Here is a 14,770-nt window from a genome sequence, read left to right on the forward strand (position 1 = left end):
GCGCTCCGCGGCCAATAGCCATTCTTGCGCGCAAAATGGTTACCCGGCCGCTGGGGCAGGCACGCTCCAGGATTACAGGAAAATCTTGGGGCCGCCCAGATGCCCCGGAAACCTCGGATCTAACAAAGACCCCGATCCGTACGGGCTGCGGATCCCACGACCTGGGGCGGGCCTAGGAGAGCTGTTTGCAAGCTTTTCTTTAGTGATCACCGGATAGAGCCCCAGATACTCCTGGCCTTCAAACGGCGAGTCCGGCTTCTCCAACACCGGAAGAACCGCTACTGCGCCGTTCTTGAAGCCATCGAAATAGCCCAACTCCCAAGGCATCCATTTGGACTTCGGTGCGTTCTCAGTGGCGAGGTAGAGCAGTGAATTGGATTGGCGCATGCGCTTGCGCAAAAGGTCGGCAGTCTTCGCAGTAACGCGATCACGCTCGAGGGCCTGATCGTCGATCCAGTCTACGTAAACCTTTTGACCCTCCGCCTCAAGAAGGACTTTGATTCCAAGGACGAGTTCGGCGTCAACCATGGCGTGAGAAAGGAAGGTGTCAAACCGATCAGCGTCTTTGTAATTTTTTTGGACTTCGTTGAGGGCTTCACGCGGGCTGCGGTTACCCCGAGTGGCTTGTTGCGCTGCCTTACGTGCTTCTGCCTGAGTAAAAAACGCCATTCCGATCTCCAATGGGCTGTCCGGGAACCCAAAAAACATGACCAATTGCCGCTCTACGTCGGGCATTGTACATTTCGTGTTTGTTGAAGGGCATCAATTGGGTGAAAACCCGTGGCATTGTAATCCGGATCGAAACGAACCGGGTGGCACGTCCGCCCACGTGGATCGCCGTTATGTATCATCATGGCATGTTGGGGCCGGCGACCCCGTTTTGGTAATCAGGAGCTGTCTATGCTGCAGATCAACACCGCTAAGCTGTATGCAACAGGGATTGGAAGAACCAACCAGCTTCGCGGTGTGCTCTACACAAATTTAAAGCTGCCTTGGCGCGATGACATAGTCACGAAAGTCGGGACGCTGCGCAGCACCGATGGCAGGAAAGGTAGCCAGGCTCTTGTCTATGAGCTGGAAGAGCATATGGAACAGGGTGAGGATGCGCCGGGTATTTTGGTGTCCCACACCGTCCAGCCTTACATCCAGGATTTTTCAGCCGTGGCCTCCTTTGCGCTCGACGCGATCGTTACGCCGGATCCTGAGTTGACGGCTCAACTAACCAATGGATCGCCCGGGTTGAGCTCCTACCACCCTCCTTCGCAGTTCCTCAGACGTTGCTTCGACTCTGAGCTCTACATCAAGGAATCAGACGCTCAGGAGCTGATCGATTTTTGTGAACAACTGGTTGGCCTTGAGCGCCGCCTTTATCTGGGTGCTATGAGGGCTATCAAGACCTATGTGTCCGGCATCCATCGCATTCGAGACGATCTGGGGCTTGCCTACACTTTGATGGTCTCCGCTATAGAATCGCTTGCGCAAGAATTCGATGGATACAGTTCAGCATGGGATGACGTCGACGAGCGAAAACGGGATGCCATTGATGCGGCACTTGAATCAGTAGAACCCGACGCCGCGCAAGCCGTCAGAGCTGCAGTTCTATCGGCGGAGCACCTTTCCCTAGGGCGCCGATACCGAGAGTTCGTGGTGAGCCATGTTGACGCAAGCTACTACCGAACGGGCGATGCTCTGGTAGGTCATCCCATTGCTCAATGCGAGCTTGTGGAAGCCTTGCGGCAGGCTTACTCAATGCGGTCAAAGTATGTCCACCAGATCCAGGCACTCCCAAACGAACTGACCCTTCCTCACGGTCATTCCGAGGTCAGCTATGTCAACCGGCAGCCAACACTTACTTTCCAAGGGCTCGCTCGCCTGACTCGTCACGTCATCAGATCCTTCGTCCATCGAGGCCATAAGTTGGAACAGGAGATCTATGACTACAGCTTGGAACGATCGGGCGTCGTGGTGATGCAATTGGCACCCCAGTATTGGGTAGGACATCCTTTAAGCTCTCCCAAGGAGTCGCGTAGACGTCTGGAAGGCTTCCTTCAGCAGTTGGCAGCTGTGGAAGCCCGTAGCGCAGATGCTCAAATCACGGATCTACGCCCGGTGCTGGCAGATATCGAACGCACCGTTGCGCAGGCGCCCAAGCGCGATCGTCCAGCAATGGTCGCTCTTCATATTCTGTTCAATATCAACGTCCCTGAAAGGTTTCGATCGCCCAACTGCGAGGCGGTACATGAAGCGCTTGAACAATACACGCATACAATGTCAGCCGAAGCCCTTGTGCTGCTGTGCTACGTCATTGATTCAGCTGCTCTGTGGGATCTGCAGGTGCACCGCCAAGGCCACGACGACTTCTTCAGAAAGCGATCAAAGCCCAGCGGCTTACAGGTACCCAGATTTTTTGAAGCGGCTATCAGCCTCACTCTCGCCGAGCGCTACCGCAGCGTGGGCGATATCGAGCAAAGCCGGGCTTTACTCAGTTTCGCAGTTAGCAATTATCCTGGTCATGCAGGACTGCTGGCGGCCGAGAACTCGTTTACTGGGGACGAGGCTTTAACTTGGCGGAATATCCTCATTCCTAAAGCGGTCGATGCTCCAAATGAGGATACTCACGGAGGCCCGATCAACGGCGAAATTTCTCCACAATAAGCTCAGATGCTTGTCGCGAGTCCTTGATCACTGGGTAGAAAGGTCTGGGTTCACAAACCCAGATCCCGGAGAACCCAGCATCCCGCATAGCGCTCGTGGCATGGCCGCTTTCGATCAGCTTCTTTATCATCTAGACCTTGAGCATCTTTCTCGTCATCTGCCTCGAATTTGACCCAGTCATAAAGTGAAGGTGTATCAAGCCAGTCGCACAGTAGCTTGATCCCAACCAGTGTCTGGTACATGTACCCGCTGGCGGGTATAGCGCTACGTTTAATGCCCACGCTCATGTCGAAAAGCTCATCTTATCCATGGCTCCTGCTGAATTTGACGCTTGTCTTACAGTGTCCGGCAAACCCTTAGTGCTGGGGATAGTACGCCAAAGGGTGGCCTGCCGCGCGACAGCAGTAGCACAGGGCTCTTGATATTCATCCAATAACCTTGAATTGCTTCGTGTTCCGGGGGCACTACCCCTTATCGTAAGCGGGAAACGGTGTCCTGTCTTTCATGGGGCTCGTTCACGAAGATTGGGCGTGACTCTACGATAGTGGCTGATTGATAGCACGCCTATGGGTTAATGGCTCACCGCTGTCGAGCCTTAATCGACATCACCGAAACCAATGCCACACAGCGAGATTCTGGACGATAAATCTCACCACCCTCCTCGGCTTCATGACAACCCTTTGTAACTCTCCGGCTTGCCGATGGGCGGAAGTCGGCATCCGTTGCAGACGTATCAGAACATTTTCATGAACAGGATTCGATGAACCTAGACGTCGAGAGACAGCAGCAAAACGCCATAGGATCAATGACCTTTACTTATGGTGAACAACGTACATCGCCCATAAGTTAAAGGTCATGTCATAGATGTTCATGAGCTGTCCACTTCCACTAACCCCCGGTCGGTTTTGCACAAAACCCCGTTTAGTAAAAAATCAGCAGCGCTGTAACCGGTTTCGATAGCACCTGTTAGCGTTGGCAGAGCTAGCCGACGGCACCCGCGCCGTCGCCGAGGCGTTCATTCCCGCCGGCACCGCGGCCAACACCGTACGCAGTGGCCAAAGCGCTCTCGCCTACTGAGGTCGCGGTACAGTTCCATCGTCCACCACCTAGCCCGACCAGACGCGGGCGGACGCTGGAGCCACCTGCTCTGCAGAGGGCCAGTTCAAACAGCAGCACTCACTCAATGGCTGGCATCGATTTGACGAGAACTGGTCAATGGGCGCCGAAATGGTCTACGGCCATCAGGCAGGTGATGGCAAAACCTCGACGGTCGACATCGTGAGTGGCCCCGGGTTGACGGCGCACGCTGGTGGGGCGCCAATGTTGTTCTGACTTATCAGCAACGCAAGGATCTGTCGTTCTCCGTGCGCGCAGAGCATTTCGATGACCAAGACGGATTCATCCTGTTCCCCTCCTCTACGTCCCGCGGCGCGTTCAATGCGTTGACTGCCGGCGTGCGCTATGACTTCAACAAATACCTGACGCTACGCCCGGAGCTGCGTTATGACAGGTTCAACGGTCTCAACGACGCCCACCCGTTTGGCCAAGGTGATGCGCGCAATCAATTGACGGGGACTGTGGAAGCCTTGGTGTATTTCTGATAGCTCCTGGACGCCATCACCGCCATCACCGCCATCACCGCCATCACCGCCATCACCGCCATGACCAGTGGCGATGGCGCCAGCGCCGGATCAGAAGTAGTAGAGCGCTTCGACCATCGTGCTCAGTTGTGACCGATCGCGACCGTTGCCGAAAGGTCGATCATGTTCGCGGGCATCAAACCAGTCGTAACGCAACTCGGGGCGCAGCGACAGATGCTTGTTGACCTCATAACGAACACCGGTGGTGACAGCGTTGAAGTCACCGGGGGAGGTACTCGTGGGAAACAGGATAAAACCGTCCGGATCGCTGAAGTGCTCGCCACGCAGGGACCACGTCAGATCTTGCCGAACCTGGTAGGTGACGACAGCGTTGGCGCCCCACCAATGCGCCCCGCTGAAACCTGGACCTTGAACGATATCAACGGTCGACGCCTGGCCATCACCGTCCTGACGGCCGTAGACCAGCTCAGCGCCCATCGACCAGTGTTGATCGAATTTGTGCCATCCGTTCAGCGAATGCTGCTGCTTGAGCTGATTGGACGGCGAGACAATGCGCGAAGGCGGCCCTTGTACATCGGAGAAGTCATCATTCTGCTCATTGCCAACGATGAACTCGTAGTCGAGCCAGGTGTTCATGTCCGCCGTGCGCCAGCGCAACGCACCGGTCAGCGATTTATCCGAGTTGTTGTCCCGCAGGTTGCTCCAGCCCTGCACGACGCCCAACTCGACACCCAATATGCCCAAGTCCCCTTGGTAAACGCGTGTGCTCGCAAGCACACCTGCACCCGTACTGGGTTCGCTGATAAATGCGTAGGTTTTACTGGCGAACGGATTGCGCGCGAAGCGCACGTTTGGCGGGATTTCATAACCCATTGCCAAGCCGAAGACCCCCGCCATGACACTGACGCCTGGGCCGTAAGGCAAGTAGACGGTGGCAGCGCCATTGGGAATGGCGAGGAAGTAGTCTTTGTCTCGCTGGGCTTTGGCGTTGTCTTTTTCATTGATGTCCAAGCCCATGTCCCAACCGTAGGTTCGGGCGAACTGGGCGTTACGACCGTAGTTCAATTCCAGCGTAAATCCGAAGGTTGCTTGCTCTGGTTTCGGGCCGGGCAAAGGAGTGATTCGAGGTATGAATGTCCCCTTGAGTTGCTTGTCGACAAACAGGTGGAGGCTGCCCAGCTCCAGACCTTCGTCGGACATACCCGTAATGGGCAAATTGCTCAGACCGTCTTTGCGCTCATCGTGTGTAGAACGGTTATTGCGTGAGTAACCAATGTCTAGAAGATTGGAAACGGTGATGCCGTAGTTCTGCTTCAGGCTTTCGCCGAACAGACTACGAAAGAGTGTGCCCTCTCCCGGTTGTTCTTTTTCATCGGCATGACAATTAACAATCGCGAGGGCGGCCAAAACCGCGCCAAACGCTTTCACCTTGACGTTATTCATCTTCTGTCTCTTGTTCTTATTGTCAGAAGCCCATCTCTGAGGATGGGCTGATTGGGCTGCCCGGCGTTAGAGATTGGTGGCCTGGAAGCTGATCTGGCGCCACGCGTCGTCACGGCGCAACCAGACTTGAGTGGTGATCACATCCATTTCGCGTCGCTCACCCGTGGCGCGAAACTCGATGCTTTGCACCAGACGTCCTGTGGCCACCGCCACATCGGCATGAACCTGCACCCGCATGTCCTGCCGCTCAACGCGCAGGAAACGGATACCGCCCTCGACCAGGCGTAGATATGCCGGCTTATCGTCAACCTGGCCGGTGGCGTGGATGTGCACCAATTGGTCATCGACCAGGTTGCCTAATGCAGTGAGGTCGCCCTCTACCAACGCATGACAACGCGCATTTTCCAACCGGGTTATGGTCTCTGTAATCGCTTGTTCGTTCATGGGTGTCTCTCCTCGAACGGGGTAGCAAGAGCAGTTCGTCGTTTGGCGACAGCTCTTGTGCGGAGGGTCTCAGGCTTCAATTCGGACCGGGTTTTCGATGGCATTGAGTCCGTCGATTTCGACGCGAACCAGATCCCCGTTACGCAGCCAGCTAGGCGGTTTTGTGGCTGCTCCGATGCCCCCGGGAGTACCGGTGAAGATCACATCGCCTGGCTCAAGCGTCATGACTTTGGAGAGGTGCTCGATCTGTTGGTAGCAATTGAAAATCAATTGGTTGGTGTTCGAATCCTGACGCTTTTTACCATTGACAAAACAGCGGATGCCCAACTGATGCGGATCTTCGATTTCGTCGACCGTGACAATCCAAGGACCGAACGGCGCATGGGTATCGAATGACTTGCCGAGGGTGAATTGCGAGGTGCGAAGCTGCCAGTCACGAACGCTGACATCGTTACCCACGCAATAACCAAAGATTGCCTGTTTCGCCGTTTGCTCCGTCAGATGTCGGCAGCGTTGGCCAACGATGAACACCATCTCGGCTTCGTAATCGAGCGCTTCGGACACTTTCGGCAGATCCACTGGCGCATAGGGTCCGTTGGCGCTGGTTGGCATCTTGGCAAACCACAATTGATCGGCGGGCATCTCCATGCCGGACTCTTCGACATGGTCGGCGTAGTTCAGGCCGATGCCTAGAATCTTGCCGGGCCGAGGCACCGGCGCCAGCAACGTAACCTGGTGCAGTGCAATGCCGGCCGATCCGCTGGTTGCCAGTTGTTGCAAAGACTCGCGCCATTTGCTCCACAACGAGATCAACTCGATCATCGTGGTAGGCGCCGATTTGAGGTGCTCAGCAACAGGGATGACGCTCTCCCCTACTACGAGCCCGATGGCCGAGGCGTTGCTGCCAATTTGGAAGGTACACAATTTCATAGGGCTTACCTCTATTTCGGGCCGTTGGATTCACCCGTCGCGCACGTACCGATCGCGCACAGTTCTGCATCGCTGGCACCGTCGCGCCACATCGCTGAAAGTGCATCAGGGTCGAACTCGACACCGATCGGGTTGTTGGCAAACGCTTCGGTTTCAAAGTACGCGGCGGCGTCGCTTTGATCGGGGAAGTTGTCCACTTGCAACTCGATGTTGTTGCCTTCCGGATCGCAGTAATACAGCGAGGTCGTTGGCCCATGGTTGATGGTCCAGACCGGGAGAATGCCCAAGGGTTTGAGCCGCTCATAAGTGCTGAGCAGTTCGCCGATCACCCGATAGCTGTAGGCAATGTGGTGCAACCCGGCGATCTCAATGCTCTTGCCAGGCAAGTGCGGGCTATTGAAGAAGGCCAGACGATGGTGTTCGTCGTCGTACGCGAGGAAGGTCAGCACCTGATCCTCGAACACCAGTTCCGCCTGGAACAGTTGACGGTACCAATCGACCATCTTCTGGCGGTCAGTGCATTGAAAGACCACGTGGGCCATTTTGAACGGGACGATCCGTTCCCTGGTGGAGGTCATGCTGTCTTCGCGTTGCAATGCAGTCATTTTCGTTCTCCTTGTTTTTGTAATAAACGATTCAGATCGAGACACGGCGGAAGTCCGCTAGCAAACTCACCAGGTGGGCGAGGAATCTACCGGCCTCGGCTCCATCCACTGCGCGGTGATCCCATGAAAGCGACAACGGCAATTGCAGTCGCGGCTGGAACGTTGAACCGTCCCATGTCGGTTGCATTGAAGCTTTGCCGACACCCAGAATCGCCACTTCCGGCGCGTTGATAATTGGTGTGAAATGCCCGCCGCCGATGCCACCCAGCGATGACACCGTGAAGCACCCTCCACGCATCTGATCTCCCGAGAGCTTGCCTTCACGGGCCAGGCGTGAGAGCTCGGCCATTTCAGCGGCGATCACAGCGATGCCTTTGCGATCGGCATCGCGAATCACTGGCACCACAAGACCATTGGGCGTATCAGCGGCAAAGCCGATATGGAAGTACTGTTTCTGCACGATTTCGTCTCCCTCCAGGCTGACGTTAAACTGCGGAAACCGTTGCAATGTCGCGACGCACGCCTTGATCAGAAACGCAAGCAAGGTGATCTTTGCGTCTCCCGCCCGCGCCTCTTGATTGAGTTGCACGCGCAATGCTTCGAGGTCACTGATATCGCTCTGACTGTGATTGGTGACGTGCGGAATACTCACCCAGTTGCGATGCAGGTTGGCCGCCGAGAGGCGTTTGATCCGGGAAGCCTGACGACGCTCGATCGGCCCGAACTTGGCGAAGTCGACGTCCGGCCACGCCAGCAGGTTGAGCCCGGTACCAGAACCACTCACCGGCAGCGGATTAGCACGCTGCGCTTTGACAAATGCCTTTACGTCATCTCGCTGAATACGTCCGCTGGGGTCACTGGCCTTCACTTCATCCAGATCAACACCCAACTCACGAGCAAGCTTGCGTACCGCTGGACCTGCCAACGCCATTGAGCCTGCACGCGTTTTTTCGCTTTCAGGTGTGACGGTTTGAATCGAACTCGGTGCATGCGGTGATGGCGGTGCAGATATCGCCGGTACAGCAGCGCAAGCACTTGCCAGAGCCGGCGCGGTGACTTCCACAGACGTCGTTTTCACATCTGACAAAGCGACAGTGGCGTCGGCAAATTCAACATGCGCGATCACGCTGCCTTTGGAAACGCAATCGCCCGGTTTGATCAGCACCTCACGAATCGTGCAATCGCGTGTGCTGGGAACATCCATCACTGCCTTGTCGGATTCAAGGGTAATCAGTGCCTGCTCAACCGTGACCTTGTCACCCGGTTTGATCAGTACTTCGATCACGGGCAAATCATGAAAGTCGCCGATGTCGGGAACCATGAGTTGTTGCATAGTCAGTCTCCTTGTTCGCGGAATCAGCAGTTCCAGGGGGCGTCATGGGCGACATCAATGCCGTAACGTGCACGGGCATCCGCTGCTTTTTGCGGGTCGATAGCAGCCAGCGCGGCGACGGCGATATGTTGGCGATCCATTTCAAAGAAGCGACGCAGGGCAGGACGCGTGTCGCTACGGCCGAAACCATCTGTACCCAGCGCGGTGTACGGGGCCTGGATGTACGGTGCGATCAATTGCGCGTAACTGCGAACGTAGTCAGTGGCGGCCACGACCGGCGTCTCCCCCGCCAGGCACTGTTGAACGTAACTCTGTTCGGCGGTTTGCCCGCCGAAAAGTGCGTTGCGCTCGACCTCCCGCGCTTCACGCGCCAGCTCGGAGAAACTGGTAACACTCCAGATTTCACTGGTGACGCCCCAGTCCTCGGCAAGCAGTTCAGCGGCAGCAATGACCTCACGCGCAATCGAACCTGAACCCAGCAGTCGTACCGCTGGCGCTGCGTTCTCATCACCGTGATGGCCGAAGCGACGCATGCCTTTGATCACGGCCTCGTAGTCGATTTCGGTCAGTGGCGCCTGCACGTAGTTTTCATTGGTGACCGTCAGGTAATAGAACTCGTCCTGTTGCTCTTCGAGCATCCGTCGGCTGCCATGATCAATGATGACGGCCACCTCGCTGGCGAACGCCGGGTCGTAAGCGCGGCAATTCGGAACCGTGGAGGCAATGAGTTGGCTGGTGCCGTCCTGGTGTTGCAAGCCCTCACCGGACAACGTTGTGCGACCCGCCGTTGCGCCTACCAGAAAGCCCCGTGCACGCTGATCGGCAGCGGCCCAGATCAGGTCGCCGATGCGTTGGAAGCCGAACATCGAGTAATAGATGTAGAACGGCAGCATGGTGACGCCGTTGACGCTGTACGACGTTGCAGCGGCTACCCACGAAGAGATTGCTCCGGCTTCGGTGATCCCCTCTTCCAACAATTGTCCGTCTCGGGACTCCTTGTAATAGAGCATCGCCCCGGCATCTTCCGGTTCGTAAAGCTGGCCTGCCGGCGAGTAAATCCCGATCTGTCTGAACAGGTTGGCCATGCCAAAAGTACGCGCCTCATCTGCAACAATCGGCACGATTCTGGGGCCCAGTTGTTTGTCTTTAAGCAGGTTGGTGAACAGCCGGACAACCGCTGTTGTGGTCGAGGTTTCGCGATCATCCGGCGTCAGGGCAAACTGCGCATAACTGGCTAGCGCGGGTACCAGCAATGGCTCTGCCCGAGATTGACGACGAGGCAGGTAACCGCCAAGCGCAGTTCGGCGGGCATGCAGATAACGCATTTCTGCACTGTTTTCAGCCGGTTTATAGAAGCGCATCTCTTCAAGCGCTTCATCGTCCAGTGGAATCGCAAAGCGATCACGGAACGCCTTAAGCGCTTCGACATCGAGTTTTTTCTGAACGTGAGAGGTGTTGCGCGACTCGCCAGCCAGTCCCATGCCGTAACCTTTTTTGGTTTTGGCGAGAATCACCGTTGGCTGACCGTTGTGTTGTTTGGCGGCTGCAAAGGCTGCGTAAAGCTTACGGAAATCGTGACCACCACGGCGCAGCCCATCGATTTCCTGAGGGGGCATATGTGACACCAGCGCCTGCAATTCTGGATCGAGGTCGAAGAAGTGCTCCATGTTGTAAGCGCCGTCGTTGGCACCCAGAGTCTGGTATTGCCCGTCCACGGTGTGAGCGAAACGGCGCAGCAGCACGTGGTTGCGATCGCGAGCGAACAGCGCATCCCAGTCGGAACCCCAGACCACTTTGATTACGTTCCAGCCGGCACCTTTGAACAGCGATTCCAGCTCTTGAATAATCTGCCCGTTACCGCGAACCGGGCCATCGAGGCGCTGCAGGTTGCAGTTTACGATGAAGGTCAGGTTGTCGAGGTTTTCCCTGGCGGCAAGTGACAGCGCGGCGATGGATTCGGGTTCATCCATCTCGCCGTCGCCGAAGACACCCCATACATGGCGCTTCGAGGTGTCGGTGATCCCACGGTGTTCCAGGTATCGCAGGAAACGTGCCTGGTAGATCGAGCTGATCGGGCCGATGCCCATCGAGCCCGTCGGGAATTGCCAGAAGTCCGGCATCAGCCAAGGGTGCGGGTAGGAGCAGAGCCCACCGCCGTCCACTTCCTGGCGGTAACTTGCCAGCTGCGACTCTTCAAGATGGCCTTCAAGAAACGCCCGGGCGTAGACACCGGGCGCCGAGTGCGGCTGAAAGTAGACCAGGTCACCTTTGGCGTCGCCGTTGTCAGCCTGGAAAAAATGATTGAAGCCGATTTCGAAAATCTCGGCGGCCGAGGCGTAACTGGCGATATGGCCGCCCAACTCACCGTAAGCCTTGTTGGCACGGGCGACCATCGCCAGCGCGTTCCAGCGAATGATCGAGGTAATGCGTTCCTCCATCGCCAGATCACCCGGGAACGCCGGCTGCTTATCCAGACCGATGCTGTTCTGGTACTGCGAGTAGGGATGAGCGGCACGCCTCACGCCCAAGTGGCTGGCGTGTTCCTCCAGCCGCTGCAGAAGAAAATCAACCCGCTCACCGCCTGCGCTGCGGGCAATGCTTTCGAGCGCGTCGAGCCACTCGAGGGTTTCCTGTTTGTCGATGTCATTGTCCGTTTTCACAGGCAAATCGTGGGTGTTGGCGGTCATGGCAATTCACTCGGGTTACATTTATTCGGCATGAACGGGCCTTCAGGCATTTCGTCTGGGAAACGCCATACGGGCAGTTCAGGCATCAGTTCGATTCAGGCGGCGAGATCACCAGCCGTCGACGCATCCACCACTCCACTCCACGCTGGGCGCGCGAGCGTGCATCTGGTGGTAGCGTCCGCCGAAGAACAGCAACGGCTTGCGTTGTGCGCCCACGCGAATGTGCTCGATTTCACCGATGTAGAGCAGGTGATCGCCCGCCGGGTGAACATCGACGGTGCGTGCCACCAGGTGCACGAGGCTTCCGTCCAAAAGCGGTGTGTCCTCGTGATAGAGGTACGGCAGTGAGGCGCCCTCCTCCGGCTTTCCGCCGAAATGGCCGCTCAACCAGCGCTGGCTTTCCGCAAGAAAGTTGACGCCATAGCGCACGCCTTCTTTTACAAACTGGTTGAAGCTGGAGGCGTTGCGGATAGAAATCAGGATTAGCGGCGGTTCCAGCGAAACCGACATGAAGGCATTGGCGGTCATGCCTGCCGGCTGGCCGTCGGCGACGAAAGTCACAACCGTCACACCGGTGGCGAACTGGCCCATGACCGAGCGCAGAAGTTTGGTGTCCATAGACATTTTCCTCAGGTTCGCGGGAGTCGTTACACCAGGGGCGAAACAGTGTTTTCCACACCTAGTAGAGCCTTGCCGTATAGCTCGTTACCGACGGCAGGCAGTGCCACCGCATGACGCGCGGCGGTGTTGGAATCGCGCCACCAGCGCTGCATCGGGCTGGCCTCGGAAAAGCTGCCGGCACCGTGCGCGGACAACAGAATGTTGATCGCATCGGTGATCAAGGTATTGACGTAGCCGACGTCGGCACGGATTCGCGCTCGTGTGAGCAGATCCAGTTTGATACCCTGCCGCGCGGCCTCGTCCATCTCGTCGGTGGAGCGGAAGGCGCGCAAGTGCGCGGTATCAATCTTCAACGCGGCTTCGGCGATCTGCGTCTGGAACACCACCGAGTCGGTTTGTTTTTCGAACGAGGTGTAGGCCACTGCCCGACGCGGTGCGTTGTCGATGACGTATTTCAGCGCTGCGCGCCCCAGACCCAGTTGCGGCCCGTTGAGGATCAACGACGCGAACGGCACGAACAGCCCGCGATACGCCACTTCGTCTTTGAACTCGGTCGCGTACTTGCCCTCGAGTGCATCGCCCATGTGCAGCAACCGATGATTGGGCACGAAGACCTCATCGGCGACGATGCAGTTGCTGCCTGAAGCACGCATGCCAGCGGTGAACCAAGTGTCTTCAATGGTGTAATCGGATTTAGGCATGAGCGCCAGGTGCTGTGCGACAACAGTGCCGTTGGCATCACGCTCTTCAGCGCCGACGACAGCCCAATCGGCGTGAAGGCTGCCTGAAGATGAGTACCACTTACCCGAGACAATCAAACCGCGCTCGACACGACGAGTTGTTGGCGAGGCGTTGAAAACGCCAGCGACACGGGCGTCTGGGTCAGCACCGAACACTTCATTCTGAGCCTGTTCCGAAAACAGGCTGGTGAACCAGGCACAGACGTTGGTCAACGCCACGACCCAAGCGGTTCCGCCACAGGCTTCACCCAGTGCCGCCGAGATCTCAAGGTGCGAGCGCAGAGAGCCTTCATAACCGCCATAGCGCTTCGGCACCATCAGGCGGAACAGCCCGGCGTCACGGATCGCTTCAATGTTCTCATCGCAGGTGCGGCGGTCCTTTTCGCAAGCGACGGTGTTTTTCCGCAGCAATGGCTGCAGGGCCTCTGCACGCTTGATCAGCTCTTGCAGGCTGGGCGTCGCGGCGATCGAAGTAACGGAACCGATGTTTTGGAGAGTCGCTTCTATGTTCATACCAACCTCAAATATCAAAATGAACTGAAATGTCATTTATAAATTTCGGATGAACGAATACCCCGGCGAGCAACACACGCTTGGCCGGCAGTCGTTCTGGACACCCGTTCGGGTTTACATCGTCAGAACTGGATGGGTTGCGAAGGAATACAGGGAATCAGCGACTCTTGAAAACGGTGGCGTGCCAGTTAGAGCGAGCGCAAGGGGATGTCGAATGAGGTCGAGCCGGGGGGAAGGAAGGCTTGGACATTTTCGTCTCCTATTATTTTTATGACGATATTGTCATTACGACAATTGAGTCCAATGTAGGGCAGGTTTTTTTGAGGTGCAAGTCTTTTTAGACAAATTTGTCATTCTTAGAAAAAGCAGATAAGTTGTCATTCTGACGACCTGTCATTCGCCTGAGGCCCAGCAGTGCCAATACAAGAAACCGCAGCTCCGGTGTCCGATCACCGCCCAGGAGTGGCCAAGAAAAAGCGTCAAGTCATGCGCAGCAAATTGCTTGATGCGGCGATGCGCGTATTCGCCGCCCCCGGCGGTTCTCCTCCGGTCATTGACGATGTAATCCGTGAAGCCAATGTGTCACGTGGCACCTTCTACAACTATTTCGATTCGCTGGACCAGGTGCTCCTCGCCATTGGCCAGGAACTCAACAATCAGATGACCAGCGATATCCTTCCGGTCTATGACGTTCTGACCAAGCCTTGGCAGCGAGCGGCGGTGGCGTCCCGGCTTTTTCTCGTACGCGCCTTGCTCGATCCGAAATGGGCGGGCTTCGTTACTCGCGCGGATACGTGGCAGCACGACACGCTCGTTGCAGAATATATGGCCAAGGATCTCGAAAATGGTAAAGCGGCAGGCGACTTCAAGTTTGGTCGTACGGATGCCGCCACAGACTTCCTGATGGGGGCGTCAGCCCACGGCATCCAGGCTATTCAACAAGGCGTTGAGAAACCCCATCAATACATGGACTCATGCGTGCGCCTGACATTGGCAAGCCTGGGTTGCAGCCATGAAATGTGCGAAGACGGCGTGGCGTTTTCGATCACGTATTTGAAGTCCTGGATGAGCGGAGAATTGGCTGCTTCCCAGCCTGAATGGGCGCTCAATATGAGTGCCGAAGTTGCGCAGAGCTTCCTCAACTATTCGCCCGCTGAAAACAATGGCTGAAGGCCGTTGCCTGTGATTTTTGTTCCGA

The 14,770-nt window shown here is 56.6% G+C and carries 11 protein-coding genes and 1 pseudogene; 3 read left to right on the forward strand and 9 right to left on the reverse strand.

Annotated features, from left to right (window positions below; genetic code table 11):
* Nucleotides 1-72: 72 nt before the first annotated feature.
* A complete protein-coding gene (locus G7009_RS20795; protein ID WP_258198008.1) occupies nt 73-735 on the reverse strand; it encodes a toll/interleukin-1 receptor domain-containing protein in 663 nt (220 codons plus the stop codon).
* A gap of 165 nt (nt 736-900) precedes the next feature.
* Here G7009_RS20795 and G7009_RS20800 point away from each other — a divergent pair, with 165 nt between their 5' ends.
* Nucleotides 901-2,655 carry a hypothetical protein gene (locus G7009_RS20800; protein ID WP_181131978.1) on the forward strand — a complete coding sequence of 585 codons (1,755 nt, stop codon included), beginning with the start codon at nt 901-903 and terminating at the stop codon, nt 2,653-2,655.
* 1,146 nt (nt 2,656-3,801) lie between these two features.
* Nucleotides 3,802-4,256, forward strand: a pseudogene (locus tag G7009_RS20805) (outer membrane beta-barrel protein); the annotation flags it as partial.
* Between the two features lie 90 nt (nt 4,257-4,346).
* Here G7009_RS20805 and G7009_RS20810 read toward each other — a convergent pair.
* The 8 genes from G7009_RS20810 to G7009_RS20845 all read right to left on the reverse strand — a co-directional run bounded on the left by G7009_RS20810 (nt 4,347) and on the right by G7009_RS20845 (nt 13,572).
* Nucleotides 4,347-5,699 (reverse strand): outer membrane beta-barrel protein, encoded by a 1,353-nt coding sequence (locus G7009_RS20810; RefSeq protein WP_181131979.1) that lies wholly within the window; start codon nt 5,697-5,699, stop codon nt 4,347-4,349.
* Between the two features lie 66 nt (nt 5,700-5,765).
* A complete protein-coding gene (locus G7009_RS20815) occupies nt 5,766-6,143 on the reverse strand; it encodes a nuclear transport factor 2 family protein (protein WP_181131980.1) in 378 nt (125 codons plus the stop codon).
* A 69-nt stretch (nt 6,144-6,212) separates the two neighbouring features.
* Nucleotides 6,213-7,073, reverse strand: coding sequence for a fumarylacetoacetate hydrolase family protein (locus tag G7009_RS20820; protein ID WP_181131981.1), 861 nt, complete (start codon nt 7,071-7,073; stop codon nt 6,213-6,215).
* An 11-nt stretch (nt 7,074-7,084) separates the two neighbouring features.
* Nucleotides 7,085-7,678, reverse strand: a complete 594-nt coding sequence (locus tag G7009_RS20825; RefSeq protein ID WP_258198009.1) for a VOC family protein — start codon at nt 7,676-7,678, stop codon at nt 7,085-7,087.
* A 31-nt stretch (nt 7,679-7,709) separates the two neighbouring features.
* Nucleotides 7,710-9,011 (reverse strand): 2-oxo acid dehydrogenase subunit E2, encoded by a 1,302-nt coding sequence (locus G7009_RS20830; RefSeq protein ID WP_181131982.1) that lies wholly within the window; start codon nt 9,009-9,011, stop codon nt 7,710-7,712.
* 23 nt (nt 9,012-9,034) lie between these two features.
* The gene (gene mdeB / locus G7009_RS20835; RefSeq protein ID WP_181131983.1) at nt 9,035-11,698 is read right to left on the reverse strand and encodes an alpha-ketoglutarate dehydrogenase; all 2,664 of its coding nucleotides are present in this window, start codon (nt 11,696-11,698) and stop codon (nt 9,035-9,037) included.
* A 108-nt stretch (nt 11,699-11,806) separates the two neighbouring features.
* Nucleotides 11,807-12,316 carry a flavin reductase family protein gene (locus tag G7009_RS20840; RefSeq protein ID WP_181131984.1) on the reverse strand — a complete coding sequence of 170 codons (510 nt, stop codon included), beginning with the start codon at nt 12,314-12,316 and terminating at the stop codon, nt 11,807-11,809.
* 29 nt (nt 12,317-12,345) lie between these two features.
* Complete coding sequence (locus G7009_RS20845; RefSeq protein WP_181131985.1) at nt 12,346-13,572, reverse strand: acyl-CoA dehydrogenase family protein; 1,227 nt, start codon at nt 13,570-13,572, stop codon at nt 12,346-12,348.
* A 486-nt stretch (nt 13,573-14,058) separates the two neighbouring features.
* Here G7009_RS20845 and G7009_RS20850 point away from each other — a divergent pair, with 486 nt between their 5' ends.
* Nucleotides 14,059-14,742 (forward strand): TetR/AcrR family transcriptional regulator, encoded by a 684-nt coding sequence (locus tag G7009_RS20850; RefSeq protein WP_181131986.1) that lies wholly within the window; start codon nt 14,059-14,061, stop codon nt 14,740-14,742.
* The last annotated feature ends 28 nt before the right edge of the window (nt 14,743-14,770 follow it).

Source organism: Pseudomonas capeferrum, from assembly GCF_013523055.1.
GTDB lineage: Bacteria > Pseudomonadota > Gammaproteobacteria > Pseudomonadales > Pseudomonadaceae > Aquipseudomonas > Aquipseudomonas capeferrum_A.

Excerpts from the sequence above, each read along its gene's own strand:
- G7009_RS20795 (WP_258198008.1), bottom strand. The coding sequence starts at position 735 with ATGCCCGACGTAGAGCGGCAATTGGTCATGTTTTTTGGGTTCCCGGAC.
- G7009_RS20800 (WP_181131978.1), top strand. The coding sequence starts at position 901 with ATGCTGCAGATCAACACCGCTAAGCTGTATGCAACAGGGATTGGAAGA.
- G7009_RS20810 (WP_181131979.1), bottom strand. The coding sequence starts at position 5,699 with ATGAATAACGTCAAGGTGAAAGCGTTTGGCGCGGTTTTGGCCGCCCTC.
- G7009_RS20815 (WP_181131980.1), bottom strand. The coding sequence starts at position 6,143 with ATGAACGAACAAGCGATTACAGAGACCATAACCCGGTTGGAAAATGCG.
- G7009_RS20820 (WP_181131981.1), bottom strand. The coding sequence starts at position 7,073 with ATGAAATTGTGTACCTTCCAAATTGGCAGCAACGCCTCGGCCATCGGG.
- G7009_RS20825 (WP_258198009.1), bottom strand. The coding sequence starts at position 7,678 with ATGACTGCATTGCAACGCGAAGACAGCATGACCTCCACCAGGGAACGG.
- G7009_RS20830 (WP_181131982.1), bottom strand. The coding sequence starts at position 9,011 with ATGCAACAACTCATGGTTCCCGACATCGGCGACTTTCATGATTTGCCC.
- mdeB (WP_181131983.1), bottom strand. The coding sequence starts at position 11,698 with ATGACCGCCAACACCCACGATTTGCCTGTGAAAACGGACAATGACATC.
- G7009_RS20840 (WP_181131984.1), bottom strand. The coding sequence starts at position 12,316 with ATGGACACCAAACTTCTGCGCTCGGTCATGGGCCAGTTCGCCACCGGT.
- G7009_RS20845 (WP_181131985.1), bottom strand. The coding sequence starts at position 13,572 with ATGAACATAGAAGCGACTCTCCAAAACATCGGTTCCGTTACTTCGATC.
- G7009_RS20850 (WP_181131986.1), top strand. The coding sequence starts at position 14,059 with ATGCGCAGCAAATTGCTTGATGCGGCGATGCGCGTATTCGCCGCCCCC.